Origin of the sequence: Flavobacterium hydrocarbonoxydans (assembly GCF_009789235.1) — a bacterium.
GTDB lineage: Bacteria > Bacteroidota > Bacteroidia > Flavobacteriales > Flavobacteriaceae > Flavobacterium > Flavobacterium hydrocarbonoxydans.
Map to the genome: position 1 here is coordinate 124,025 of NZ_WSTB01000004.1, position 26,254 is coordinate 150,278.

32 protein-coding genes are annotated in these 26,254 nt (G+C 33.9%); 4 read left to right on the forward strand and 28 right to left on the reverse strand.

What is annotated here, in order from left to right:
• Window positions 1-8: 8 nt before the first annotated feature.
• From GON26_RS08370 to GON26_RS08400, 7 genes are all read right to left on the reverse strand, one after another.
• Entirely contained in the window at window positions 9-719 is a 711-nt protein-coding gene (locus GON26_RS08370) for an NRDE family protein (protein WP_160374382.1), read from the reverse strand.
• Complete coding sequence (locus GON26_RS08375) at window positions 707-1,195, reverse strand: DinB family protein (protein ID WP_160374383.1); 489 nt, start codon at window positions 1,193-1,195, stop codon at window positions 707-709. Before GON26_RS08375 ends, GON26_RS08370 begins: the two co-directional genes overlap by 13 nt.
• A gap of 1 nt (window position 1,196) precedes the next feature.
• Window positions 1,197-1,583, reverse strand: a complete 387-nt coding sequence (locus tag GON26_RS08380) for a DoxX family membrane protein (RefSeq protein ID WP_160374384.1) — start codon at window positions 1,581-1,583, stop codon at window positions 1,197-1,199.
• Between the two features lie 8 nt (window positions 1,584-1,591).
• Window positions 1,592-2,050 carry a YHS domain-containing (seleno)protein gene (locus GON26_RS08385; RefSeq protein WP_160374385.1) on the reverse strand — a complete coding sequence of 153 codons (459 nt, stop codon included), beginning with the start codon at window positions 2,048-2,050 and terminating at the stop codon, window positions 1,592-1,594.
• 6 nt (window positions 2,051-2,056) lie between these two features.
• Window positions 2,057-2,653: a peroxiredoxin-like family protein gene (locus GON26_RS08390; RefSeq protein ID WP_160374386.1), complete on the reverse strand. Its 597-nt coding sequence runs from the start codon at window positions 2,651-2,653 to the stop codon at window positions 2,057-2,059.
• Window positions 2,654-2,734: 81 nt separating this feature from the next.
• Entirely contained in the window at window positions 2,735-3,412 is a 678-nt protein-coding gene (locus tag GON26_RS08395) for a Crp/Fnr family transcriptional regulator (RefSeq protein WP_160374387.1), read from the reverse strand.
• 105 nt (window positions 3,413-3,517) lie between these two features.
• Entirely contained in the window at window positions 3,518-4,660 is a 1,143-nt protein-coding gene (locus GON26_RS08400) for an acyl-CoA dehydrogenase family protein (protein WP_160374388.1), read from the reverse strand.
• A 481-nt stretch (window positions 4,661-5,141) separates the two neighbouring features.
• Here GON26_RS08400 and GON26_RS08405 point away from each other — a divergent pair, with 481 nt between their 5' ends.
• The 3 genes from GON26_RS08405 to GON26_RS08415 all read left to right on the forward strand — a co-directional run bounded on the left by GON26_RS08405 (window position 5,142) and on the right by GON26_RS08415 (window position 8,428).
• A complete protein-coding gene (locus GON26_RS08405; protein WP_160374389.1) occupies window positions 5,142-5,729 on the forward strand; it encodes a chalcone isomerase family protein in 588 nt (195 codons plus the stop codon).
• A 91-nt stretch (window positions 5,730-5,820) separates the two neighbouring features.
• Complete coding sequence (locus tag GON26_RS08410) at window positions 5,821-7,047, forward strand: Glu/Leu/Phe/Val dehydrogenase dimerization domain-containing protein (protein WP_160374390.1); 1,227 nt, start codon at window positions 5,821-5,823, stop codon at window positions 7,045-7,047.
• 475 nt (window positions 7,048-7,522) lie between these two features.
• Complete coding sequence (locus GON26_RS08415) at window positions 7,523-8,428, forward strand: energy transducer TonB (protein WP_160374391.1); 906 nt, start codon at window positions 7,523-7,525, stop codon at window positions 8,426-8,428.
• Window positions 8,429-8,546: 118 nt separating this feature from the next.
• On the opposite strand, the gene GON26_RS08420 is transcribed toward GON26_RS08415, so the two are convergent.
• The 6 genes from GON26_RS08420 to GON26_RS08445 form a co-directional block, all read right to left on the reverse strand.
• A complete protein-coding gene (locus GON26_RS08420) occupies window positions 8,547-9,452 on the reverse strand; it encodes a TIGR01777 family oxidoreductase (protein WP_160374392.1) in 906 nt (301 codons plus the stop codon).
• A gap of 68 nt (window positions 9,453-9,520) precedes the next feature.
• Complete coding sequence (locus GON26_RS08425; protein ID WP_160374393.1) at window positions 9,521-9,907, reverse strand: hypothetical protein; 387 nt, start codon at window positions 9,905-9,907, stop codon at window positions 9,521-9,523.
• Window positions 9,908-9,925: 18 nt separating this feature from the next.
• A complete protein-coding gene (locus tag GON26_RS08430; protein ID WP_160374394.1) occupies window positions 9,926-10,273 on the reverse strand; it encodes a hypothetical protein in 348 nt (115 codons plus the stop codon).
• Between the two features lie 2 nt (window positions 10,274-10,275).
• On the reverse strand, window positions 10,276-10,719 hold the full coding sequence (locus GON26_RS08435; RefSeq protein WP_160374395.1) for a hypothetical protein: 444 nt from the start codon (window positions 10,717-10,719) through the stop codon (window positions 10,276-10,278).
• Window positions 10,720-10,721: 2 nt separating this feature from the next.
• Window positions 10,722-11,054 carry a hypothetical protein gene (locus tag GON26_RS08440; RefSeq protein ID WP_160374396.1) on the reverse strand — a complete coding sequence of 111 codons (333 nt, stop codon included), beginning with the start codon at window positions 11,052-11,054 and terminating at the stop codon, window positions 10,722-10,724.
• A 68-nt stretch (window positions 11,055-11,122) separates the two neighbouring features.
• The gene (locus tag GON26_RS08445; RefSeq protein WP_160374397.1) at window positions 11,123-11,626 is read right to left on the reverse strand and encodes a GbsR/MarR family transcriptional regulator; all 504 of its coding nucleotides are present in this window, start codon (window positions 11,624-11,626) and stop codon (window positions 11,123-11,125) included.
• A 363-nt stretch (window positions 11,627-11,989) separates the two neighbouring features.
• On the opposite strand from GON26_RS08445, the gene GON26_RS08450 reads away from it, so the two are divergent.
• Complete coding sequence (locus tag GON26_RS08450; protein ID WP_160374398.1) at window positions 11,990-13,450, forward strand: hypothetical protein; 1,461 nt, start codon at window positions 11,990-11,992, stop codon at window positions 13,448-13,450.
• A 103-nt stretch (window positions 13,451-13,553) separates the two neighbouring features.
• Here the strand turns inward: GON26_RS08450 and GON26_RS08455 are convergent, their stop codons facing one another.
• The 15 genes from GON26_RS08455 to GON26_RS08525 all read right to left on the reverse strand — a co-directional run bounded on the left by GON26_RS08455 (window position 13,554) and on the right by GON26_RS08525 (window position 26,227).
• Window positions 13,554-14,204 carry a SanA/YdcF family protein gene (locus GON26_RS08455; protein WP_230407908.1) on the reverse strand — a complete coding sequence of 217 codons (651 nt, stop codon included), beginning with the start codon at window positions 14,202-14,204 and terminating at the stop codon, window positions 13,554-13,556.
• Between the two features lie 22 nt (window positions 14,205-14,226).
• The gene (locus GON26_RS08460) at window positions 14,227-14,388 is read right to left on the reverse strand and encodes a hypothetical protein (protein ID WP_160374400.1); all 162 of its coding nucleotides are present in this window, start codon (window positions 14,386-14,388) and stop codon (window positions 14,227-14,229) included.
• Window positions 14,375-14,962: a zeta toxin family protein gene (locus GON26_RS08465; protein ID WP_160374401.1), complete on the reverse strand. Its 588-nt coding sequence runs from the start codon at window positions 14,960-14,962 to the stop codon at window positions 14,375-14,377. The genes GON26_RS08460 and GON26_RS08465 overlap by 14 nt, the downstream gene beginning before the upstream one ends.
• Window positions 14,963-14,996: 34 nt before the next feature.
• Window positions 14,997-17,024 (reverse strand): M3 family metallopeptidase, encoded by a 2,028-nt coding sequence (locus GON26_RS08470; protein WP_160374402.1) that lies wholly within the window; start codon window positions 17,022-17,024, stop codon window positions 14,997-14,999.
• A gap of 39 nt (window positions 17,025-17,063) precedes the next feature.
• Window positions 17,064-17,351: a type II toxin-antitoxin system RelE/ParE family toxin gene (locus GON26_RS08475; RefSeq protein ID WP_160374403.1), complete on the reverse strand. Its 288-nt coding sequence runs from the start codon at window positions 17,349-17,351 to the stop codon at window positions 17,064-17,066.
• Window positions 17,351-17,578: a hypothetical protein gene (locus GON26_RS08480; protein WP_160374404.1), complete on the reverse strand. Its 228-nt coding sequence runs from the start codon at window positions 17,576-17,578 to the stop codon at window positions 17,351-17,353. The genes GON26_RS08475 and GON26_RS08480 overlap by 1 nt, the downstream gene beginning before the upstream one ends.
• Before the next feature lie 156 nt (window positions 17,579-17,734).
• Window positions 17,735-18,220: a 5-(carboxyamino)imidazole ribonucleotide mutase gene (purE, locus tag GON26_RS08485; RefSeq protein WP_160374405.1), complete on the reverse strand. Its 486-nt coding sequence runs from the start codon at window positions 18,218-18,220 to the stop codon at window positions 17,735-17,737.
• Between the two features lie 74 nt (window positions 18,221-18,294).
• Window positions 18,295-18,891, reverse strand: a complete 597-nt coding sequence (locus tag GON26_RS08490) for an HNH endonuclease domain-containing protein (RefSeq protein WP_160374406.1) — start codon at window positions 18,889-18,891, stop codon at window positions 18,295-18,297.
• A gap of 2 nt (window positions 18,892-18,893) precedes the next feature.
• Window positions 18,894-20,213 (reverse strand): AAA family ATPase, encoded by a 1,320-nt coding sequence (locus tag GON26_RS08495; RefSeq protein ID WP_160374407.1) that lies wholly within the window; start codon window positions 20,211-20,213, stop codon window positions 18,894-18,896.
• An 82-nt stretch (window positions 20,214-20,295) separates the two neighbouring features.
• Window positions 20,296-21,444, reverse strand: a complete 1,149-nt coding sequence (locus GON26_RS08500) for a 5-(carboxyamino)imidazole ribonucleotide synthase (RefSeq protein WP_160374408.1) — start codon at window positions 21,442-21,444, stop codon at window positions 20,296-20,298.
• 5 nt (window positions 21,445-21,449) lie between these two features.
• Window positions 21,450-21,863, reverse strand: a complete 414-nt coding sequence (locus tag GON26_RS08505) for a type II toxin-antitoxin system VapC family toxin (RefSeq protein ID WP_160374409.1) — start codon at window positions 21,861-21,863, stop codon at window positions 21,450-21,452.
• Window positions 21,860-22,108 carry a DUF6364 family protein gene (locus tag GON26_RS08510; RefSeq protein WP_160374410.1) on the reverse strand — a complete coding sequence of 83 codons (249 nt, stop codon included), beginning with the start codon at window positions 22,106-22,108 and terminating at the stop codon, window positions 21,860-21,862. The genes GON26_RS08505 and GON26_RS08510 overlap by 4 nt, the downstream gene beginning before the upstream one ends.
• Before the next feature lie 164 nt (window positions 22,109-22,272).
• A complete protein-coding gene (locus tag GON26_RS08515; protein WP_160374411.1) occupies window positions 22,273-22,824 on the reverse strand; it encodes a hypothetical protein in 552 nt (183 codons plus the stop codon).
• Window positions 22,825-22,849: 25 nt separating this feature from the next.
• A complete protein-coding gene (locus GON26_RS08520) occupies window positions 22,850-24,883 on the reverse strand; it encodes a TonB-dependent receptor (protein ID WP_230407909.1) in 2,034 nt (677 codons plus the stop codon).
• A gap of 69 nt (window positions 24,884-24,952) precedes the next feature.
• Entirely contained in the window at window positions 24,953-26,227 is a 1,275-nt protein-coding gene (locus GON26_RS08525) for a PQQ-dependent sugar dehydrogenase (protein WP_160374413.1), read from the reverse strand.
• Between the last annotated feature and the right edge of the window lie 27 nt (window positions 26,228-26,254).

Sequence of the window (26,254 nt, forward strand, 5' to 3'; positions counted from 1 at the left end):
TTTTTCGTTTAAATACTTATAAATGATGTTTGAAAATCTTTTTGGGTCTGCAAATCATGATATTCGATAACTCCTTTATTTTTTTCGATAACAGCTTGTGTAATACTTAGTGTTTTTAATAGGTCATTGCGATTGATAATCATGCCGTTTTCGTCATTTTCTACCTCGGTATATCTATGAAATCGAATCATATCAGTTGGAGCTGGCTTTTTTTTCTTTGTTAAAAAATGGTCAAACCAATAAATTCGCTCTTTTCGAATTGCCTCAGGATATAAAGTAACAGAGGACCAAATATGATTTTTTGCTACATCAAGTGCACGATCCCTTTTTACAATTCCATCCCAAATTAATTCATAGAGCTTTTTGTTTTGATATAAAACCAATGTAAAAGGCTCGATGTTATCCAGATCTATTTCTTTCCAAAAATCCTTTGGCGATTCCTGACTAATCATATCCAGAACAATCAATCCTCTGCTTTTTCGATAAGGCAATTCTACTGTATGTTTTTCTAAACCACCGTTAAGCAGAACCAGAATTGTCCCTACTGTATCTACAACAAACCAGGTTCCTCCGGCTTTTTCATCTTTTGGAAAAATAATGTTCTTTCCGTTTTTACTGTAATTTTTAGGCGGAAGAGCACTTGGTCGAATTGTTGCTTCATCCCGGTTAGAGGTGATGATAATTTGTTTTTTATTATTTATAAAACTTACTGTGCACATTGTTTTCTATATTCTATGGTAGATCGGGCTACTCCAAAATTCTCATCGATTAACACATTTTCGCATTGCAAAACAGCCACTTTTATCAAGGCCTGATGATGAATGCAGTGTTCCAGATTATACAATAATTCCCTAAAGTAATTACTCTGAATCCGTATGGCTAATCCATCAATTATCTGTTCTAAATAAATGGTTTTATTTTCGGCTTTCAAACCTTTTTTTACTTCCAGGATACATTGAGATGCAAAAACAGTATCAGTCTGAATACGCTTATTGCGTTCTCTATTGTCGTAATTCAGAATACCAAAAGGATAACTTTTTTCCAGACATTGAAACATTTCTAAAATATGTCTGGTATGCTCCCCAATGCTGGCGTTACTGAGTGCTTTACACGAATTAGAATATTCTTCATCCGACAATTGAATTAACAAATCCATTAATTCGTCTAAACTGCGATGTATCGATTTTACTAACATATTATTTTGTTTTAAAAACATTCGAAATTTTTTCTTTATCCCAATAAAGCAATACTAAACAAGACAACATTACTACAACAGCCAATCCAAATAAAAAACCGCTATCATTTTGAACCTCAATTCCTAAAACAAATATATGCGATAAAATTGCTCCTGCCATAATTATGATTCCACCAAGTGCGCCCAACCATGTTTTTTTTGGAATTAGCAATAAAACAGCAACAAGCAATTCGGCAATTCCGGAACCAAATCTTCCGTAAGGTTCAATTCCTAAAGTGGAGAAAATATAAATACTTTCCGGAGCTCCGCTAAATTTAAAATAAAGCGTTTGCAATAAAATAATGGCTGAAAGCAATCGTAAAGCCCATTGTAATTGTACTTTTTTCATCTTTAAATTTAATTATAGATTTTTTTCCAATTACTGTCGGCTTTCGATTTTAGGCCTGCCTCATTTTTGTTCCAGCTTTTCAGCGTATTATTGAAATAAGCATTGTAAAACAAATACAATTTTCCATCAATGATTTTGAAAGTTTCCGGATTGATTTCTACTTTTTCGCCAGAACTTCCTAAAGCATAAGCGCACCAGCCGCCGTATTGAGGCTCATATTTTGATGGATTTTTGAGGAATTCTGCTTTATTGGTATCTGAAGAAAAATTATAAATCACGCCCTGATGCGAGGCAGAAATTTCTTTTTTGCCTTTTATTGATTTTCCCTGTTTAAAGTAAGCCACAGGATCGTAACCCTGAATAGCCACTTTGTTTTCTAAATTATACTGACTAATACGTTTAGCATCGGTTTGGGAAAATCCAGCAAACGAAACGGATAACAGCAGCAATAATACTATCTTTTTCATTATTTGTTATTTTAAAGTTTTTAAAACTGCAATCAATAAATCGTTTGTAATTCTGTGCTTGAAATCCGGTGTTATGAATTCAAATTCGATTTCACTTTCCTTATTCAAAACAAAAACCGAAGGAACAGGTAAAAAAGTTTTATTCTCTCCTTTAGAATGTACGTTAATTATTGGTTTATAGTTTTCCGGAGCTTCAAAAACAATTCCGAAAGCTTTTGCCAGTTCCCCTTTACTATCCGATAATAAGGTATATTTTACTTTATCTTTTTCTTCGGTAATTTTTAGATTTTCAGGACTATCCGGGCTAATGGCAATAATTTGATAACCTAAATCCAGAATTTGCTGTTCGGCTTCAGCCAAAGCTGCTAAATGCTGATTACAATACGGGCACCAGCCGCCACGGTAAAAAACCAAAACTGTTTTCTTCTTTTTTATTTCATCTACAATTTTTACATCTGAATTGTCAGATGATTTTAATACGGTATTTGGAACTTTTTCTCCTATTAATAAAGGAGCAATATCGGTTGCAGATTGGGGTAGTATGCTTTGCGCATTTGCAATCGAGGTTATTGTTACTAAAACAATACAAATTAATTTTTTCATAGTTTTATATTTTTAACAATACAAAACTACTTTAGGATCAAAAAACTAAATGTCGGCTAATTTACACTTCAGCCTAAATAATCATAATTGGGTAATATCCTGAATTAGAATTTCTTTTCGGTTGTAAATCAAAACCTGATTGTCTTCCAGTTCGTTTAGCAATTGTGTGGCGGTTTGTCTGGAAGTACAGATAATCTGAGCGATATCGTTTTGGGTTAAATAATTTTCAATCCTAACCGAATTGCCCTCACGTACCCCTTCATTTTCGGCCCAGTCTTTTAAAAACTGACTCAGTCTTGTTTTGGCATCTTTAGAAATTAAATTAGCATAGCTGTTTTTAATTCTTTTCATTTTCAGTCCCACAAATTTGGTATAAGAAATTGCCAAAGTTGGATTTTTAAGCAATAAATCTTCAAAATCCGACATTAGAAAACTACAGATAGACACATCATCGGATAGTACTTTTGCGTATTCTTCAACTTTGTCATCGGTTTCCAGAGTCAGTTCGCCAAACAAATCGCCTTTCTGGATAATGTCTTTTATGGTTTCGTTGCCGTCTTCATCTACCGCAACAATTTTAATATTTCCTTTTTTGAGTAAAAAAATACGGGGCACATCTGATGACGAAAAGTAAATGATTTCTCCTTTTGTAGCTGTTTTAAAACCTGTAATTATGCATAATTGTTTGATTTGCGAATAGCTCAATACTCTAAACAATTTATGATCTCTTAAATACCAATATTTTAAATCTTCATACATAAAAAAACCTTTTTGTAAAAGTAACTATTTTAACCCAAAAACAAAACCCTTTCAAGCCGTTAGCCAGAAAGGGTTTTATCTATTTTTTATATGTTTTAAGGAACATTATCCTGCAATAACCGATCTCGAAATTACGATTTTTTGAATTTCTGAAGTTCCTTCGTAAATCTGGGTAATTTTGGCATCACGCATAAAACGTTCTACGTGATATTCTTTTACATACCCATTTCCTCCGTGTATCTGAACAGCCTCAACAGCAGTATCCATGGCCACTTGCGAAGCAAATAATTTTGCCATTGCGCCACTTACATCATAATTATTGTGCTGGTCTTTGTCCCAGGCAGCCTTCATGCAAAGATGACGTGCGGCCTCGATATTTACCGCCATATCAGCTAATTTAAAAGCAATAGCCTGATGATTACAAATTTCAGTTCCGAAGGCTTTACGTTCTTTTGAATATTTAAGAGCCAATTCGTAAGCACCGGAAGCAATTCCTAAAGCCTGAGAAGCAATACCAATACGGCCGCCGGCAAGTGTTTTCATGGCAAATTTAAATCCGAAACCGTCTTCTCCGATTCTGTTTTCTTTAGGAACTTTTACATCACTAAACATTAAAGAGTGCGTATCAGAACCGCGAATACCCATTTTTTGTTCTTTTGGCCCAATAGAAAAACCAGGCATATCTTTGGTCATAATCAACGCATTGATTCCTTTGTGTTTTTTTTCAGCATGGGTTTGCGCAATTACCAAATATACAGATGCTGTGTTACCATTCGTAATCCAGTTTTTTGTACCGTTTACCAAATAGTGGTCGCCCATGTCAATCGCTGTTGTTTTTTGCGAGGTGGCATCGCTTCCTGCTTCTGGTTCACTTAAACAAAAAGCACCGTGAATTTCACCCGAAGCCAGACCCGGTAAATATTTTTGTTTTTGTTCTTCAGTTCCAAATTCCTGTAATCCCCAGCATACTAAAGAGTTGTTTACCGACATTACTACAGAAGCTGAAGCATCGACTTTAGAAATTTCTTCCATAGCGATAACATAAGAAATCGTATCTAAACCGCTTCCTCCATATTTTGGATCAACCATCATTCCCATGAAACCCAATTGTCCCATTTTTTTTATTTGTTCCGCAGGGAAAATTTGCTTTTCATCGCGTTCTATCACACCTTCCAATAATTCGTTTTGAGCAAAATCTCTTGCTGCCTGCTGAATCATTAAATGTTCTTCGGTTAGATTAAAATTCATAGTCTTTAACTTTTTTATTGTTTTTTGCACCCAAATTCTAAAAATATTGGGATTTGGTTTTGTTTAATAATATGGAATAAGCTCTTTTTTACTAAAAAAAGGCTCCCAAAGATAATTTTTAAAACCCAAATTAACAATGCGTGCATACAATTTTAATAGATCAGCAACAAATACTATAACGTTTTCGTGAAAATATTGATTTTTGAACCACTTCGCATCAAATTGACAAACATTTGCTTAAAATTTAAGAATAAAAATGTAGAATAAAATGGATAATTTGAAATGATTTGGACTATTTTCAGTTCAAAAAAGCGAGCGCAACCTTAAAGTACGTAATTCTACGTAAAACAACTCTTACTAATTTGATTTTGAAATCAATACGTTTTTTTAATTTCAAAATCAGATGCAAAAAACCTAACAATTATCGTCTTAAAATTTAGAAATTAAACTATTTTTGCCAAAAAAAACAAATACCACTAAAATGAAAAAAATTCTATTATTACTTACGTTAATCCTAAGCGTACAATTTTCGACAGTTAACGCTCAAAAGAGTTTAGAAATAAATGGTGTTAAAGTTCCAAGAACTTTAGATTTTAAAGGAAAAAGTTTGACTTTAAATGGTGTAGGACAACGTTCTAAAATGTTTACTGAATTATATGTACAGGCATTATACCTTTCTGTACTTACACAAGACGCAAAACTTATCATGGAAAGTGATATCGAAATGGCTATCAGAATTCAGGTTACCTCTTCATTAGTTACCTCAAAAAAATTATCTAAAGCATTAGAAAAAGGAATGGAGCGTTCTGTTGGAGAACAAGTCATGCTAAAATTAGCCAAAGAAGTTGCCGAACTGGAAACTCTTTTAAGCAAAGAAGCTACAAAATCAGGAGACTGTTTCAACCTTATTTACAATCCTTTTGATCATTCTTTATGGATTTATAAAAATGATAATTACGAAGGAAAAATTGAAGGTTTTGAATTTAAAAAAGCATTTTTTGGAATCTGGCTTTCTGAAAATCCGGTAGATAAAGATTTAAAACAAGAACTTTTAGGAAAATACGAGTAATTAGACTTATCCTCAAATTTTTTCTATATCAATAAAGTATTCGCATTAATCTAATGTATATATTTGCTGAAAATAAACATATCTCAACAAAATGAAAGATTTATTACAGCAATTTGAAAATAAAGCACCTGAAATTGTTTTTAACTGGAAAGATTCTGAAACAGAAGCTGAAGGATGGACGGTGATTAACTCCCTTCGTGGAGGAGCCGCTGGTGGAGGTACCAGAATGAGAAAAGGCTTAGATATGAACGAAGTTCTATCCTTAGCCAAAACAATGGAAGTGAAATTTTCGGTTTCTGGCCCAGCCATTGGTGGTGCAAAATCTGGAATTAATTTTGACCCGAACGATCCTCGTAAAAAAGGTGTTTTGCAACGTTGGTACAAAGCCGTTTCACCTTTACTGAAAAGTTATTACGGAACTGGTGGAGATTTGAATGTAGATGAAATTCACGAAGTAATCCCGATGACGGAAGAATGTGGCGTATGGCATCCCCAGGAAGGTGTTTTTAACGGACACTTCAAACCAACTGAGGCTGATAAAATTAATAGAATAGGACAATTACGTCAGGGTGTAATTAAGGTTATTGAAAACCCAAAATTCTCACCAGATGTAACCCGTAAATATACCGTTGCCGATATGATTACCGGTTTTGGAGTTGCCGAAGCGGTTCGCCATTTTTATGCAACTTATGGTGGTGACATCAAAGGCAAAAAAGCAATCGTACAGGGTTTTGGTAACGTAGGTTCGGCTGCTGCTTTTTATCTGGCAGAAATGGGCGCTAAAGTTATCGGAATTATTGACCGCGATGGTGGATTAATTAAGGAAGATGGTTTTTCTTTTGAAGAAATCAGAACGTTGTTTTTAAACAAAGACGGTAACAAATTAGTTGCCGATAATATGATTCCGTTTGAGGAAATCAACGCTAAAATCTGGACGATTGGTGCTGAAATTTTCACACCATGTGCTGCTTCAAGACTAGTACAGCAAACCCAAATTGATAGTTTGATTGCCAACGGACTGGAAGTTATTTCCTGTGGAGCGAATGTTCCTTTTGCCGACAAAGAAATTTTCTTTGGTTCGATTATGGAAGAAGTAGATCATAAAGTAAGTTTGATTCCTGACTTTATTTCAAACTGCGGAATGGCAAGAGTTTTTGCTTATTTCATGGAGAAAAAAGTGCAAATGACGGACGAGGCAATCTTTAATGATACTTCAGAAATTATAAAAAATGCGATTGTAAAAGCACATGCTTTGAATCCATCCAAAACAAATATCAGCGCAACAGCTTTTGAAATTGCACTGAAACAATTAGTATAATCCCTTTTTCCCCCTTGAATATAAAACGAATCAAATACTATATTTGGTTCGTTTTTTTTTTGATGTTATTGGCAAAAGAATTTCACGCAGATTTAAAACAGATAAAAGCAGATCTGGCAGATTTTTTCTAATTAATTATATCTAAATATGGAAAGAGACAAACCATTATTGACAAAAGTTAATAGTTTAAATTTAGCAAACTGAAAACCTGCGAAGTTATAGTTAGTGTTCATTAACCACAAATTACACTAATTTGCACAAATTAATTTACGAGAATTTGTGGTTGTTTTTTTTAGAAGCTGAAATCGAAATGCAGTTTTTAATATTTCAGAGATCAATAAAATCTGCTCCAATCTGCGGAATCTGCGTGCAAAAAAACGCAGTCTATAAAATCTTTCTCAACCTTTGATTCTAAACAATTTTTAGTACTTTTAAACGTTTTTATTAAATACTATTACAAAAATTCAGAATCACAATGACTTCAACCGATTCTTCAGACAAAAAGAAATCCTTATTAATCACCACAGCAATTTATGCTTTAGTATTACTGCTGTTGTTTTTTATACGATTTTGGCCTCCTTATAATCCGGAAAACAACGTTGCCCTTGCAGAAGGCGGTGGCGGTGGCGGCGTAACGGTAAATTTTGGAGATAGTGATTTAGGTTCTGGGGACAATTATAAAAGCGAGGTTTTGGATGTAAAAAACGAAGCCAGACAAACTCCCGCAAAAGCAACACCAGACGAGGCTATTATTACTCAGGAAAACACCGCAGATGATGTGAATGACGTAGTAATTCCGGTAAAAGAAAAATCTAAAAAAAATACACCTGTTGTAAAACCGGAAGCAAAACCGGTACCTCAAAAACCAAAAGTTTCGAATTCTACCAATGATGCTTTATCGAGTATTTTAAAAGGTTCTAACAAAGGAGGTGACGGCGATGATAAAACGGCAGGAAACAAAGGAAAAGCTAACGGAAGCTTAGGCTCTAATGGTTATTACGGAACGGGTGGTTCCGGAGGTGGAACTGGCGGCGGAAACGGTACCGGGAATGGTATTGGTACCGGAAGCGGTTACGGAGCCGGAAGCGGCGGCGGTTCTGGTGGAGGCTCAGGGTATTCGTTAAACGGCCGAAAAGCATTGTCTAAACCAAAACCAAATAGTGAATGCAGCAATGAAACAGGTACAGTAGTTGTGCAAATTACCGTTGATAAAAACGGCAATACTATTAGTGCTGTTTCTGGAGTAAAAGGAACTACAATTACTGCTAAATGTTTAAGAGAACAGGCTAAAATGGCCGCTATGAATACTAAATGGGATGCAGACAGCAATGCTCCAACCAAACAAACTGGAACTATTACTTATAATTTTAGTTTGAATTAAAACAAACACAGCGTACACAGATTTACACAAATAAAAAAGGCTTTCTGATTCTTTTCAGAAAGCCTTTTTTTTGTGTCATTTCTGATAATATTGGAGGAATAATGATTAAGAAAGCTTATCACAGCAAATTTTCAAATGCCTCATCAATATCCCCATACTTAAATTCAAATCCATTATCCAAAAGTCGTTTCGGAATCACATTTCTGCTTTTTAAAACCAATTCTGGTTCAGTCCGAATGATGAAAGAACCAATTTTAAGCAGCAAAGCATTTAAAGGAATCCCGAAAGGAAAACCAACAGCTTTTCGAAGTTTTTTCATGAAATCCTGATTTGGAATTGGCTGCGGAGAAACAATATTTATTTTTCCGGTAAGTTCTTTTTCGATAACAAAATCTATTGCTTGGGCAAAATCTTCTTCGTGAATCCAGCTGACAAATTGATTTCCTTTTCCCTGTTTTCCGCCAAAACCAATTTTTGCCAAAGTCTTTAACGGAATAAAAGCGCCGCCGTTTTTGCCTAATACAATTGAAGTCCGTAACGCCGTTTTCATTGTCTTTGGCGTTTCGGTTTTAAAAAATGCTTTTTCCCAGGAAAGCGCCACATTTATTGAAAAGTCATTCCCGATTTCGCCATCAACTTCATCCATCTGTTTATCCAAAGAAAATCTGTAAATAGTAGAAGTGGAAGAATTCAGCCAATGTTTCGGAGGATTTTTGCAAGTTACAACCGCTTTGTTTAACACCTTTGTGCTTTCGATTCTGGACAATAAAATTTCTTTTTTGTTTTCTTTCGTATAGCGGCAATCAACAGATTTTCCTGCCAGATTGATTAAAACGGTTGCGTTCTCCAATTCGTTTTCCCAGCCGGAAAGAGTTTTGGCGTTCCAGTTTACATATTTAATTCCGTCAATCGTTTTTGATTTTCCTCGGGTTAGAATCACGATTTCTTCAAATTTATCTTTGAAGTGATTCATCAAAACTTGCCCTAAAAATCCTGTTCCTGCAGCTATTACGAGTTTTTTCATGATCTGTTTATTTCTGTTGACGAAACCCGACTGGTTTTTAAAACCTGTCGGGTTTAGAATGTAAATAATTATGCTTTAAAAACCAATCTTTCTTCAATTTGTGCTTCTTTGGCTTTTCTTTTTCCTCTAAAGAAAAAATACAAATTAAAGAAAAGCATAATTCCTAAATAAATAGCAAATCCACCAATTTTGTAACTCAAAGCTTCAATCAAACTTTGATAATCGTCTTTGTAAATATTCATTTCCAGAATCATCAAAGCAAAACCAATATTCAAGAGATAAAATCCTGTTTCGAAAAGTCTGTTTGTCGCTTCGGCAATATCTTCGCGACCTTTGAAAATGTCTAACATAAAGATTTTTCCGTTTTTGAAAAGCGTTTTAGAAACATAGTAAGTAAGAAACAAAGCTATTGGTAAATAGATGCTGTAACCGATTAAGATTTTTGTAGTTTCCATGATATTTAATTTAAGGAGTTATTTAATTAATTTTTGAATGTACTTGGTTAGAATAATAATATTGAGGTAATGCAATATTGAAATGATAAAAATAATAATCGCTGTTTTTGTCCCGATGGTTTCAATCAATTGCGTTGCTGAAAGGATTTTATTCCAGGAAATCAAAGTCATGGCGCAATACCCAATGTTTAAAAGATAATAGCCCAAAAGCAAAACCTGATTGATTTTTTGACAGATGTCTGCGTGATTCGGAATCAATTCTGCTACATAAATGTTTCCGTTTTTGTAACAGATTTTTCCAACTTTCAGAATAATGAAAACCGTAATGCTGAGATAAATAAAATATCCTACGATGTTGAGATTCATGATTAAAGAAGTTTATAATGGCCAATTAAATTATAAAGAAACAACGCTGTATTTACGGTGGCAAACAATACAAAAAGTGTATTCATAAAGTAACTTCCAATTTTAAAAATTAATCTTTGCGGAATCTGATACATCGGGTAATAGGCAATTTGAGTGGCAACTTTTCCAACCCAATACAAGGCAATCAATCCGGTGAGTGCGACCGCTAAAGCAGATTGTTCTTTTAGTTCGGTTGTAAAAAGAATTGCAATTAATCCAAAACAAAAATTCAATCCCTGAATATATCTGCCATACGTTTTTGCAATTTCCTGATTTAAGGGTTTAAGCTGTTTTACATCATTGTACCAATCAAATACATTGTGTCGAATGTACGGGTAGATAAGGGCAGTAAATATCTGGCCTATCCCGCTAAGGATAATGATCCAGTTTGGTATTGGTGTGTTCATGATTATAGCTTTTTATAGATTAGTATTGATAGATAAATGGCTAAAACTGGTGGAATCCCAAATAGTATGTAATCTATAGTATCATTATAATAGATTTGAGAATTGATGAACCATAAGCAGAAAAAGAAAATTACTCCCGCAAAATAAATTTGAAGATTTCTATTACTTGGTTCTCTAACTATTAGTTTTATTGCCAATAGTACTTGTATAAAGCCCGTTGCCATTGTTGAAAATAAAGCGAAAAAGTAAGCACTTTCTTTTGCTATAGGATAAGTTAAAAGAATCAAAAACGGAAGTCCGACTGCAAATGTGTTAATGTTTTTTATAGTTTTCATAGTTATTATTTGTTTTAAACTTTCAGAAAATAATGAAAGTTTTAATTAAATTTTTTTAGTTTGAAGTTTTATTTCATGATTTTCAGAACCAGACGTCCTAACCAGTTTTCGTTGAATTCCGTCATTTTGTCTAACATATTATCTGCTTTTAAAACAAAATCATATAATTTGGAGGTTTGCTCAACAAAGTGTTTTTCTTCAGCCGAATCTTTCGAATCAATCGAGGAAACTTCTTTTAAGATTTTAAGCGCTGGTTTGATTTCTCTTTTGCTTCTTTCTCTGGCGATTTTTACGGCTAATTCATCTAAATCTTTTTCGGCAGTAAAAAACTCTCTTCTTTCTCCGGCTTTGTATTCTTTATAAACAATTCCCCAATCCATTAAAGCTCTTAGATTCATACTTGCATTTCCGCGCGAAATTTGCAATTCGTCCATAATGTCTTCCATAGAAACAGCTTCGTTCGAAACCATCAATAAAGCATGAATTTGCGCCATGGTTTTATTAATTCCCCATTGAGAACCTAATGCTCCCCAGGTTTGTACGAACTTATTTTTTGCTTCTTTGAATTCCATTTTCAGCGTTCTTTTCTTTTGATGAAACAAATGTAAGTAAAAGTTTTTAAACTTTCAAAAATAAATGAAAGTTTGTTTGATATAATTTAATTTAAATCGAGAAAAACCTTTAAATCAGGTATTTATACTTGTAGGATTATTTTGTGTCAATGCTTTATCTGATTTATACCCAATAAAGTCAATCCTGTAACATTTTATTAATGAAGGCTGTTTATTAGATATAGATTTGAACTTGAATTATAACCTAAAATGTATTGTTTAGGATGTTTTTAAGACAGCTGTAATGATACAAGTAACGAATCAAATAGGAGCAGAACCCACTTAAAAAACGTTTTTCCGTAATAATTAATAAACTTAGAAATAATGAAAAAAAAATATACTATTATTAGCTTGCTACTTCTTGTGGTAATTGCTGTGGCTTTGTGGTTTTTTCTTTTTAATAGAAATAACGCATTAAATTCATACACAAGTGTATCTTCTGAATCTTGCGATTGCGAAGAAAGCTGGTTTCCTCATGACCAGACTCCACCGCCGGCTGAAGGTGACGGAAGCCCGTTTGACACCACAAGCACAACTAACTGTATTTTTCATCAATGGTCATGGCAGAAGTTTTTGTGGCTGACCAAACCGTTGCCAAGTGGTAATCCGCTGTTTTTAGACTCTCTTAATCTAGTGAGTCCGGAGATGGAAAGTGTAAGTCCGCAATTAGGCTTAAAGTTGGTTTTAAGTTCCTACAACCAGGCTGGTCCTGCTGGTGTTTTGATTTCAAATCCAAAAGTAAATGCGGGCCAGACTGTTGGTGATACCGTATTTTATTCCATTCACATTAACAATGCTTTTATGGATAAAGCTGTTTTGGCTGCTTCTATGATTAATAGCGGAAGAACACCGTATTCTAATTTAGAAACTTTCCCTGTTGGTGCATTCGAATTAAAAGTTTCATGGATTAATATTAATGCTATTGCAAAAGAGAAACGTGCAGATTATTTTACAACCAAAGCTGCTGTGAAAAATAATAGCGGACAGTATGCCATAAAAACGATGGCGTTATTAGGAATGCACGTGGTAGGTGTGGTCAAAAACCATCCTGAATTTATCTGGGCGACTTTTGAGCATAAAGATATGGCTCCAGTTTATGATTGGAAAAACAATAATGCCAATTCGGCAACTGAAACGTTGTTTTACGGAAAAGGAAAAACAACCGAGTTGGGTGGTATTACATGGGATACCCTCACGCATAAACCAATTCTTCCAAATCAGGCATTTGTTCTTTTTGAGTATGGAGTTCCAAAGGTTTCCGGCTCTGGTGCCTTTATGACTACCAGCCAATCTGAGCCTTTGAATTTTGATAATATTGACAATATCAATAAATGTGTAGCAGGAAAATTAAAAGATGTTTTCAAAAACTATTTTTATAACGGTTCTATCTGGCTAAATACGGATGGATTATCTTCTGAACAACAGGCAAAGACCATTGTAAAAAGTAAAATTTCTAGTGTCTTACCGGATTCTTTGGCAAGAGGTTCTTCTAATTTGGCGAACATTACCATGGAAACCTACACACAAACGTTTAGTGATAGCATACACGATATTAATGCAGGTAATCTGGTAAATTGTTTTACCTGTCATCAGTCTCATAATTTTGATACGAAACGAGGAAACGGTAAATCGCCTTTGTATTTAAGTCATGTTTTCGAATCTTATCTGATGATCAATAAACCTAAATTACTAAGCAAACAGAATACTGCTAAAAGCAATCGTATTGAAGAAACAAAAGCACTTAAACTTGAACAGTTTAAGGAGTTTGTTCGCGATCATAAATAAAGTGTCTTATTATTTTTAAATAAATCATTCTGAAATTGACTTTTTGTATTACATTTAGTTTTAAACAAAAAAATCCGAAGTCGTTTGTACTTCGGATTTTTCTTTATCGCTTGTCTTCTTTTGAATAATTTGAAACACCATTAATATCAATTTCATTACCTAAAAAGTGAGGTTCACGATTTCTCAAGACATCAAAAAAAGATTTGAAAGTCGAAAGATATTCTCTAAAACAGACATATTTATAACCTCGATATTTTCCTTTATTAGCAGAGTAACCTGCTGATTTTATTCCGAGTTCTTGTCCGATGTAAATTGCTCGGTTTAAGTGATATTTTTGAGATATTAAAGTGGCTTTTTTGATTTTAAAAATATGTTTGGCGCGATACATAGTCGAATAGGTATCGAAACCTGCGTAATCGATAAAGATTTTAGTAGTGTCAACGCCATGTTTGAAACAATAATTTTTCATTACCGTTAATTCATCATATCCTTCACGGCCGTTATCTCCAGACAGTAAAATTTTATTAATTCGTTTCGCTTTGTATAAAAAGATTCCGGCATCAAGTCTGTCTTTTAGATATTTGCTGGGTTGGTCTCCGTTGATTCCGGCACCAAAAATAATTCCGACATCATTTTTCGGAAATTTCCTTAACGAATAATGAATATCTCTTTTGGTAGCTGACTTTACATGTGAATTTACCGCAATAATTAAAATTAATACAATGAAAGAAAGTAAAACGAGTTTTTTAAGCAATTTTTTCAATTTTAAAAACGAATTAATCTTTAATATCAACAGCGTTTATGGTCTGAATTTTTCCATCAGCATAGACCACAATTTTTCCGTTAATTTTCTTTTTGTTTTCAATCATTTTTTTTGATGAAACCTTAAGACCTTCTACTATCTTATGTTGCAACTCTTTGATTTTATCTTTTGTCATTTCTTAAATTATTTATTTTCTTAAATAAAATTTCATCTAAAATTATAGCTTCTTCATTAAGTTCCTTTTCCAGTATAAGAACTGGTAATTTATTAGAATTATCAAATAACATTACATTATTGCATTTATCTAAATAAATTTCGAAAAGGTTTTTAATTCCTCTATGATATCGTCGTTCAATAATATCTTCAGGAATATTATGTCCTCCTTCGCTAACCCTAACAAGGACCCTCTGTTTTGCAAGCTCGATAGAATTTAGCCAAAAGAAAACTAATGTTACAAAGTATCCTTGATTTTGAGCCTTTTTTACAATCGAAATATAACTCTTTGCTGAAAGAGTTGTTTCAAAAGCAAAATCGGCCTGCTTTTCTAATAATTCATCAATGCGATGGAGCATTATTCTGCCAGCTTCAAAACTAACTTTTTCAGGTTGAAAAGGAGATAGCCCCTTAGCAATTTCATCAGCATTTACAAACTCTTTACAATCTAAAATTTCAGGTAAGATTGTATAGGAAGCTGTTGTCTTTCCAGCTCCGTTACAACCTGCTATGATATATAAGTTTTTATCTTTCAATAGTTTGAATGTTAAGCAAAGATATCTAAATTTTCTACAACAATCCCGCTCTCTTTAATAAAGCTTCAGGTTTTGGTTCCTGACCTCTAAAACGTTTGTACAAGATCATCGGATGTTCTGTTCCTCCTTTTGAAAGTACATTGTCTTTGAATTTCTTCGCTACTTCAGGATTGAAAATGCCGTTTTCCTGAAAATATTCAAAAGCATCGGCATCCAGCACTTCAGCCCATTTGTAACTGTAATAACCTGATGAATAGCCACCTTGAAAAATATGCGAAAAAGCGGTACTCATCGCGTTTTCTTTTACATCAGGATACAATTGTGTGTTGGCGAATTGTGCTGTTTCGAAAGTTTTCAAATCGGTAATATTCGTCGGATCTTGTCCGTGCCAGGCCATGTCTAATAATCCAAAACTCAACTGACGCATAGTTGCTAGTCCTTCCTGAAAACTGGCACTTTCTTTAATTTTCTGAACATATTCTTGTGGAATGATTTCGCCTGTTTCATAATGATTGGCAAACAAAGCCAAAGCTTCCGGCTCGTAACACCAGTTTTCCATAATCTGACTTGGTAATTCTACGAAATCCCAATACACAGAAGTTCCCGATAAACTCGGATAGGTGGTGTTGGCCAACATCCCATGTAAACCGTGACCAAATTCATGAAACAAAGTCGTTACTTCATTAAAAGTCAACAACGAAGGTTTTGTTTCTGTGGGTTTTGTAAAATTACAAACGTTCGAAATATGTGGTCTTTCGTTTACGCCGTCTTTTATAGATTGTGATTTAAACGAAGTCATCCAGGCACCGTTACGTTTTCCTTTTCTAGGGAAAAAGTCGGCGTAGAAAATCGAAACCAAATTATTTTGTTCGTCGGTTACTTCGTAAGTTATAACTTCTTCATGGTATTTATCAATATCAAAAATTTCGGTAAATGTTAATCCGAATAATTTTTTAGCAACCGTAAAAGCACCTTCTAAAACTTTTTCTAACTGAAAATAAGGTTTCAGTTTTTCGTCATCCAAATTAAAAAGCTGTTGTTTTAATTTTTCAGAATAATACGCTCCGTCCCATTTTTCCAATTGTTCGATTCCGTCTAACTTTTTCGCAAAAGCGGTTAATTCAGCAAATTCCTTTTGAGCTGCCGGCTTTGCTTTAGCCAATAAATCATTTAAAAATGTAAAAACTTTCTCCGGGCTTTGCGCCATTCTTTCTTCCAGAACAAAATGGGCGTGCGTTTTATACCCTAATAAATTGGCTCTTTCGAAACGTAATTTGGCAATTTTCAGTACATTTTCCTGATTGTCAAATTCGTTATTCTGAAAAGATCTTGCCCCAAAAGCAATCGCCATTTTTTTACGCAGTTCGCGATTATCGGCATACGTCAAAAACGGAACATAGCTCGGATGGTCTAAAGTGAAAATCCAGCCTTCTTTTTCCTGACTTTTCGCCAATAATCTGGCCGCTTCGATGGTACCTTCTGGTAATCCTGATAAATCTTTCTCATCTGTTAAATGCAATTCGAAAGCATTGGTTTCGGCCAAAACATTCTCACCAAACTGCAAACTCAACATGGACAATTCTTTATCAATTTCGCGTAATTGATCCTTTTTGTCTTCGGCTAAATTGGCTCCGTTTCTGGAAAAACTTTTGTATTTTTTATCTAAAAGTGTCGTTTGCTCTGCATTTAGATTTAATTGCTGTTTTTGGTCGTAAACGGCTTTCACTTTTGTAAATAAGGCAGCATTTAAGGTGATGTCGTTTCCGAACTCTGATAATAAAGGCGAAACTTCCTGAGCAATTTTTTGCATTTCATCATTCGTTTCAGCCGAATTCAGATTAAAGAAAATACTGGAAAGACGGTCCAAAATATCACCTGCAAATTCCATTGCCAGAATGGTATTCTCAAAAGTTGGTGCTTCAGGATTGTTTACGATGGCATCAATTTCGGCTTTCGCCAAAGTAATTCCTTCCTGAAAAGCAGGAAAATAATCTTCGATTTTGATTTGAGAAAAAGGTGCTGTGTTATGTTTTGTATTGAAAAATTGTGTTAAGATGCTCATGTAGAATTTAATGATTTAAAAATTAAAAGATTGAAAGAATTATAATTTGAATTGCTTTAAATCTTGAAAATTATTCCAAAAACGCAGTAATTGGATAGTGTTGTTTTCTATTCTATAATAAAGTGAAATATGTTTTGTTATGACAATTTTATAAACGTTTCTGTAGTTAGTTTTTACAAATAAAACATTGTCATTTTTTAAAAGAGCTATTGTAGCATCTACTTTCTCAATAAAACTTGCTGCAACTTTTACAGACCATTCGGCTTCTAAATAATCGATATTATTCCAAAAGTCTTTTTTAGCCTGTGGAGCCCAAATTACAATCATTATTTAAAATATTTTGAATAACGATTTTTGGTTTCTTCCATAACAGCATCGTGCGGAGTTCCTTCATTATTTTCTAAAGAATATATAGCCTCGTCTATGCGGTGCTTTTGCTCATCAGAAAGATTTTCTTTTGATTGAATGAAGTCAACAATTTCCTGAATTAGATCAGGATTATCTATATCTAAAACAATTTTGGCCAGTTCTATTTTAGAGGTTTGAATGTTCATTTCGCTTTTTTATCAAAGTTAAGGTTTATTTTTTGTTCCACAAAGTCTCGCTAAGTAAACACAGAGATTCACAAAGTTTTCTTCAATAATAAATTAAAAAAAATCTTAGCGAATCTCTGTGGTATTTCTCTGTGAGTCTCTGCGGAATAAATAACCTTATTTTTTCAATCCTTCAGCCGCTTTGTTAACGGCAGCTTTCAATTCTTCTTTGTAGGAGATAATAGTTTCAAGAACGTTTTTATCATGACTTCCGATGATTTGAGCGGCTAAAATTCCGGCATTTTTTGCTCCGTTTAATGCCACAGTTGCAACAGGAACTCCGCCTGGCATTTGCAGAATCGACAAAACCGAATCCCAACCATCAATAGAATTGCTTGATTTTACTGGAACTCCAATTACAGGAAGAGGAGACATCGAAGCCACCATTCCAGGTAAATGTGCAGCTCCTCCAGCTCCGGCAATAATGACCGAAATGCCACGAGTGTGTGCATTTTTGCTGAAATCGAATAATTTTTCCGGAGTTCTGTGTGCCGAAACGATATCTACTTCTACTTCAATATTAAATTGTTTTAATATGTCGATGGCATCCTGCATAACTGGCATGTCTGAGATGCTTCCCATTATAATGGCTACTTTGCTCATGTGTTTTTTTGTTTGTTTTGTTTCAGGTTTCAGGTTTCAGGTTTGAAAACTGTTACTATAATATTGTTTAATTTTTATTGTGGATCAGGTAGTAAACTCCAAATGTCAATCTTGAATTCTTTATCAATGGCTCTCAAATAAGATATTTGTTTTACATCGTCATCAATTAATACTTTAAAGAAAACTTCTGGTGATTCACCATATAAGGCAAGTTCTTTAGTTTTTCTTTGAATGTATTTTTTTCTTTCGTCAGCTAAAATAATATCATCAAGCTTTAATAAATTTATCAAATTGACAGCTTCATTATCATTTAAATCAGAAACTCTATAATCGCCATCATCGTAAACTACTCTTTCATCAAAATCAATTGCTGTTGGGTGCAAAACAGGTTGATAATCTTCCCATTTGGTAGATTTTTCTTTATTCCATTGATGTTTGACTAAAAACCAATTTGAATAAGAATCTTTTTTAGTTCCTTTTAAAGTTGGATTAAAATGTTCGATATCTCTTGCGTCTGCTCTTCCTAAATATTCTTCTGTATAAACACAAAATCCCTTTTGTTCTTTGTATAAGATTTTCGAAATTTTTAAATTATTATTTGAATTGCCTTCGATATAACCCAAATTACTTTTTTTAACTTCGGAATCGTCATTTTTAATAACTCTTCTCATATTTAGAAGTTATAAGTGTCACCGAGTTTAACGGTTTCTAATAATAATTCTTTTTTTCTTTTAGGATCACTTTCGTTTGCAACTTCTTGTTTTAGAGTAATATATCTTTGATAGGCTTCTTCTCCGTGTTTATTATAATAATTTACTCCAAAATCATTCTTCAACATATCATTCGGGTCATCACCAATTGGAGAACTTCCTCTTCTAACAGCAACTTTTCCTTCCTCATCAAAATATAGAATAAATCTTTCCTCTGGTTCAAATGAAGCAGCAACAAATGGAGAATGAGTTGCTACTATAAATTGAGCTTTTGGAGCAAGGTTTTGATAATGATCCATCAAGTCCATTTGCATATCTGGATATAAGGATCTTTCTGGTTCGTCAATTAAAATTATAGAATCTTTTGTCTCTAGTTTGAATAGGGGTAAAAATGACAGTAATAATCCTTTTGTTCCTGTACTAGTATTTTGTATTGGAATTATTTCATCATTTCTTTTATTCTTAATAGGGATTGAATATTCTGTATTCACTAAATCAACTTCTAGATTTAGTTTTTCTAAAATTGGATTAAAATTTTCAACAAAAGCTTCCAATTCATTTGGATTTTCTTTTTGCCATTTTTTATATTCGCTATCTAGTTTAGTAGGGTTTGATAATAGCCCCTTATGGATTAATTCAGACATTTTTTGAGTGAAATTTTTGCGGTATTCTAAAATTTCACTTAGAAGAAAAAGCCATATTTTTACATCTACATCATCATTAAAAAGTATGTTTGGGGTGTTAAAACTACTATTTAGAATATTTTCGAGACTAATTTCAGAGTTTTTTTGGTGTTTTTCGATTAGGTCAATTGGATTCTTAGTAAAAATATCAATATTTTTATCTGAAATTAAATTAGCTTTAAAATAATAAATTAGTTTTTTTTCTTCACGTTTTTCAAATAATTGACCTGACCAACCACCTATAAATTTATTATAATAGATGTCATTATTATATTTTAAATTTTCATTTGACAACTCAATATTGTTATCATTGTTATCGAACCAATTAAAGTTTATACTGCCATTAAATTTTTTTTCTTCTCCAAGTGGAGGATCAACATAATTTTGATTATTAATGAAAAGATTATTTATAAAAAAATGTCTTTCATAAAATAATTCCAACAAACCAGTTTTCCCAGTAGCACTCTGTCCAATAAAACATATTTTATCTAAAGGTTTTCCTCTTTTTTCTTCAATATGGAAATCTTCAGGATAAGTAAAATCAAAATCTAGATTTTCTAAATGTCTAAACTGATCGATATGTAATTTTGAAATTTTCATTTATTGAATTTTTACAAAGCTAATTAAAAAATGATTGCTAATATAAACTGAGGACTAAGGACTAAACACTAAGGACTAAGAACTAAGCACTAATCACCCTAATCGTATTCTTAACCTCCTCCGCAATTCTTCTCGCTTCCGCCATATCTTCATTTACAATCGTAACGTGACCCATTTTTCTGAAAGGGCGTGTTTGTTTTTTACCATAAATATGTGGTGTAACACCGTTCCAGCCTAAAATGGTTTCGATGTTTTCATACACTACATCTCCAGAAAAACCTTCTGCGCCTACTAAATTTACCATAATTCCGGCAACTTTGCTGTCGGTATTTCCTAACGGAAGATCCAGAATGGCACGTAAATGATTTTCGAATTGTGATGTATAACTGGCTTCGATAGAATAATGTCCTGAATTGTGTGGTCGTGGAGCGACTTCGTTTACCAAGATTTCATCATCATTGGTTTGGAACATTTCAACTGCCAATAAACCAACATGATTAAATTTCTCTGAAACATTCAACGCAATTGCTCGGGCTTTTTCAGCCACTTTTTCGTCGATTCTTGCCGGACAAATTACGTATTCAACTTGGTTGGCTTCTGGGTGAAATTCCATTTCGACCACAGGATACGTTTTGATTTCGCCTGACGGATTTCTGCAAACAATAACGGCCAATTCATTTTTGAAAGGAATCATCGTTTCAGCAATACATTCTACATTAGGTAAACTGTCTAAATCAGATGCTTGGCGAATTACTTTTACACCATTTCCGTCGTAACCAAATTCGGTACATTTCCAGACGAAAGGCAATTTTAAATCGTTGATTTTAGATTTCAAATTATCTAAATTCTCAAATCTTTCAAAAGGAGCAGTTGGGATATTGTTATCAGCGTAGAATTGTTTCTGAATTCCTTTATTCTGAATTCCTTTTAAGGTTTTTGGCGACGGATAAATTTTTAGCCCTTCGTTTTCTAATTGCGTTAAAGCTTCCAGATTAACCAATTCAATTTCAAAAGTCAAAACATCCACTTGTTTCCCGAAATTGTAAACCGTTTCATAATCCATTAAATCGCCCTGAAAGAATTTATTGCACGCAAATTTACTCGGTGCTTCATCGCTTGGGTCTAAAACATAAGTTTGTATGTCAAATTTTCGAGTGTCAAACAATAGCATTTTACCTAATTGTCCGCCTCCTAAGATTCCTAATTTAAAATCAGAAGAAAAATAATTCATTGTTTTTATAGTGTATTTAAGAATTCATCTGGTGTGAAAACGTTAATTTCTGAAAATTTATAATCTTTCAAATCCCGGGTAACAATACAATCCATATTATGAATAGATTGAGCAGCTGTAATTTGAATGGCATCTTCAAAATCTTTATGGTTTGATTTTAAGCTTTTTTTAATGATGTTTACATCAATTGAAATTATTTCAATATTTTCTGTGATTTCATCCAAAGCCATTCGGATTTTTTCCTCAGGAATCAGTTTTTTTAACAAATAATGAAGCGTGATGACCGTATTTGATGTAGAATATAGATTTATTTTTTTATCAACTCCTAAGGCGTAAATTTTTAAAGAATTATGTACAAAAGGTTGTCTATTTGCAAAAATATCCATCAGAATATTAGTGTCAATAAAAACGTTTTTCATAGACCGTATTTTTCTCTGTAATGCTCTTCTTTTACTTTTTCTTCATCAAAATCGTCAGGCAAAGTTACAATGCCAATCAGTTTTTTTACTTTTGGATGAATGTCATCGTAGGTTTCTGTTTTTTCAGTCAGATTTTTAAAATAACTTTCTACCAGTTCAGATAAGCTTCTGCCCGTTTTTTTAGCATACGATTTTGCTTGTTCGATAACTTCTTTTTCTAACGATAAAGTGAGTTTGGTATTCATATACGTAAAGTTTTTACAAATGTACGTAAAATAATTATTTTGATCGAATTACAAATTTAATTTTTCCGCCACGAATTCACGAATTTCTAATTATATAACTTCAAAAATTCGTGAATTCGTGGCGGAAAAAAATAGTTTCAAATCCATTTAATCTGTGGCAAAAACTATTTTATTTTCTTTAAAACTTCTTTAGCGACAGCTTTATATGCCGCTGAATGGTCTCCGAAATCTTTCTCCAGAATAATTTTCAACTCAGGATGAATCCAGTCATAATGATTTCCGAGTAAGTATAAAGTTCGAATCGAATAGGCTTTTGTAGCCACTTTTACATCGGTAATCAACCAGTCAAAACTAATTTCGATTAATTCCTGAAGATTTTCTTCAGAAAGCAAAATACTATTTTCTGCTTTTTGGTAATGCGATTTAACCAAAAGCTGAACCACTTTTGCAATCGGTCTTATAGCACTTTCATCTTTTAAGATTTTGATATTGGAACAAAAAAAATCAAGATGCGGCTGTAGCCAAAGAAGTTCTTCGTAAGCGACAAATTCTAAAATCCAGCAGGCTTTGTGATTGTTTTTATCAGAAGGAGAAAAACAAATAGCAATCAATTCGTCAAATAAGTCTTTGTTTTCCAGAATTTCCTGTGCCGCCTTCAGCCGGTTTTCTCTGTAAGCATTTACGTAGTCGAGTTTTCTTTGCAGTTCAGAAGACATTTTTAGATTTTGAATTAACATTGCTCTAAAATAAATAATTTAATGAAATACTGCCGTAATAATTTACAGGAAGTCCCGGGTAGTAATATCGCGGAGTATTGTTTCCTACCGCTACGGCATTGGGTAAAATTAAGGAAGTATATTTTTCGTCAAATAAATTGTTTACGCCAAAAGCCAGGTGAGTTGTTAATTGAGGGAGTATTTCAAAACGATAGCCTGTTTTTAGATTGACAATATTATAAGCATCTGAGTAATCTGAGTTGGCGTCGTTTAGCGGAATTTCATCAACAAACTGAAAATCTGCAGAAAAGTAAAGCCCAGAACTAGTGTTTAAAAGTAAGCCTGCATTCGCTTTGTTGGCAGCAACTCCGGTTAATTTGTTTCCGGAATAATCATTTCCGCTATCCATAAAATCCTTAAATTCATAATTTCCTATTGAAGCTGAAACATACGAGTTTAACAAAAAGAAGTTGTTCATCTGCCAGTTGTGTTTTAAGGCAATTTCTAAACCCTGATGAAATGTTTCACCTGCATTTATACCTACATACTGATCATCGCCTATTCTTTTTGCTACCAGTAAATCTTTGATCTGCATGCGATACAAGGCAAATTCGGTGTAAAGATTTTTGTTTAAAAAATAGAATTTTCCTCCGGTTTCAAAATTATAACCATTTTCGGGTTTAATGTCCGTGTTGATTGTACCTTCAGTGGTTAAAGTTTCTTCAGTTGCTGGCAATGAGAACCCGCGACTAACTGAAAAATAAAGCGTTCGTTGCGTATTAGGCTTAAATAATAGAGAAAATTGTGGAGCCAATATACCGTCATAACTGTATTTTTGGGTAGAAGAAGTGTTATAATTTGTTAACTCAAATTCTGTTTTATTATAGTTAATTCCAGCCTGAATTTCAAACTGCTCAGAAAGCAAGGTTCGGACTTGAGAAAATATATTATAAAAATGTCTTTTCTGGTCTGTTTCAGTCAGTTGATTTCCCTGTAAGCTCCCTAATCCATTATTTTGCTGATATAAATTTTCGAACGTATTTCCATTATAATTATCTGTAAAATATTCGATTCCGGCAATGAATTGATTTTGTGTTTCTTTAATTTTAAAATTCCCCGAAAATTGCGTTCTGGCACCAGTGGCAAAAGTATATTGACGTAAAATATCAAAAGGCCGCGGCTCGTTACTGCCTTTATAATTGATAAAAACGGATGACGAATTGCTTAAATTTTCATTAATTTTAAAATCATACGCCAATCCCGCCAATGTAGATTTGTATTCTTTAAAACCTTTCGAAGCTACCCAGGTTGGTGCACCGGCTTGCGGATTATTTTCAAAGACGTTTTTACTAATCGAACTCGGGATAAAAGCTTTTAAATAGGTGTAATTTGAAAAATAAGTCAATTGACTGTTCTTTCTTTTTAAAAGTTCTCCTGCAAGCGTGATTCCTTCTCTGTTGTACGCGCTGTTTTCCCGCCAGCCATCCGTTTTTAGTTTGTGATAACTCACGTTCAGGCTTGAACTTTCTTTATTTAAGGAATAGTTCAGCGTATTTTTTAATAAACCAAATGAACCATAAACGGTACTGATAGAAGCATTTTGTCCCTGAATTTTCAGAAGTTGAGGCGAAATTATAATGGCTCCGCCCAATCCAGCGCCATACACACTCGAAAGAGGTCCTTTTATAATTTCAATCTGGCCAATATTTTCCAGATCAATATCATCAATTACGGTTTCGCTGTTTCCGGATGTCAGCGGAATACTGCCATAAAAAGCCCTGATTTTATTGGTGCCATAAGTAGTTCTCGCGCCAATACCCCGAATCGAAATACGGCTTGTAGTAAAATTTGCAGACTGCATGAACACACCGGGAATGGTATTAACGACCGTGCTGATATCGGTCGTATTGTTTTGCATTAAATCTTTTTTAGATAAAATCCCGATAGAAGCGGGAGCATTCAATAAACTGTCATTGATGTGAAGCGAGCTGATAACAACTTCGTTTAATTTTTCAGCTTTGGCAGCATCAATGTTTTTGCCTTCTTTTTTTTGTGCCAAAATGTTTTGGAAACAAAGTAGCACAAAAAAAAGAAAACAATATTTTTTATAAATCATAAAAGGAGTTGGTTATTTATTCGCTGTTACTCTCCAGATTGTATTACCGCTATCGTCATTCACCAATAGCGATCCGTCATTCATAACGGTAACTGCCACAGGGCGTCCGTAAACTTCTGCTTTTTCAGCGTTGGCTACAAATCCTGTTAAAAAATCTTCTGGTTTTCCGGAAGGTTTTCCGTTGGAAAAAGGAACAAAAACTACTTTATAACCAGATATTTTTGAACGATTCCACGAACCGTGCTGCCCTACAAAAGCACCGTTTTTATATTTCTCAGGAAACCCTTTTTTAGTATAAAAAGCCAATCCTAATGAAGCGGTATGCGCCCCAACTGAAACATCCGGAACAATAGCCTTTGCAGCTAAATCTTTTCGTTCGCCTTTCATTCTTGGGTCTAAAATGTTACCATAATAAGAATACGGCCAGCCATAAAAACCATCTTTTTTAACGCTTGTAATATAATCGGGAACAAGGTCATCACCCAATTCATCACGTTCATTTACAGCTGTCCACAATTCGTTGTTGACAGGGTTCCAGTCCATTCCTACCGGATTTCTTAGTCCGGCAGCGTAGATTACCTCGCCGGTTCCATCGGGGTTAATTTCCAGGATATCGGCACGGCGTACTTCTTTGTCCATTCCGTTTTCACCTACATTACTTCCGGAACCTACAGAAACGTAGATTTTTGTTCCGTCAGTATTGGCAATAATATTTCTTGTCCAGTGATTGTTGTAACCTCCCGCTGGAAGTTCCAGAATTTTTTCGCCTTTGGTTTCTAATTTTAGTGGAGCATTTTTATAAGGATAGCGATACAAACCATCCGTATTAGCTATATAGAAAAAGTCTTTTAGAACCAGCATTCCAAAAGGTCTGTTGAGATCTTTAATGAATACTTCACGGGTTTCAAATTTTCCGTCTTTGTCTTTATCACGTAAAATAATAATCTGGTTTTTACTTGTTCTGGTGCCGCTTTCTACCACAAAAATATCATTGTTGGGCGCAATGTACGTCCAGCGCGGATTCTCAAAACCATCAGCAAACTTCGTTACTGTAAAACCTTCCGGTGCTGTTGGTGTTTTTCCTTCTGGCCATTGAATAACCTTACTATTGTTTGCTTTAGATTCTGTTGCGTAGGGTGGAGGCAGCGTAATATCTCCAACAGCGGTTTTTACAATAATAGAGGGCTGTTTTGCTAAAGCATCTTTTTCCTCTTTTTTGACCTGCCCATTGCAGGCTGTCATCAATAGCAATAGGGATGCGGATAAGATTTGCGTGGTATTTTTCATTTCGATTTGAAGTTAAAAGTTTTAAAA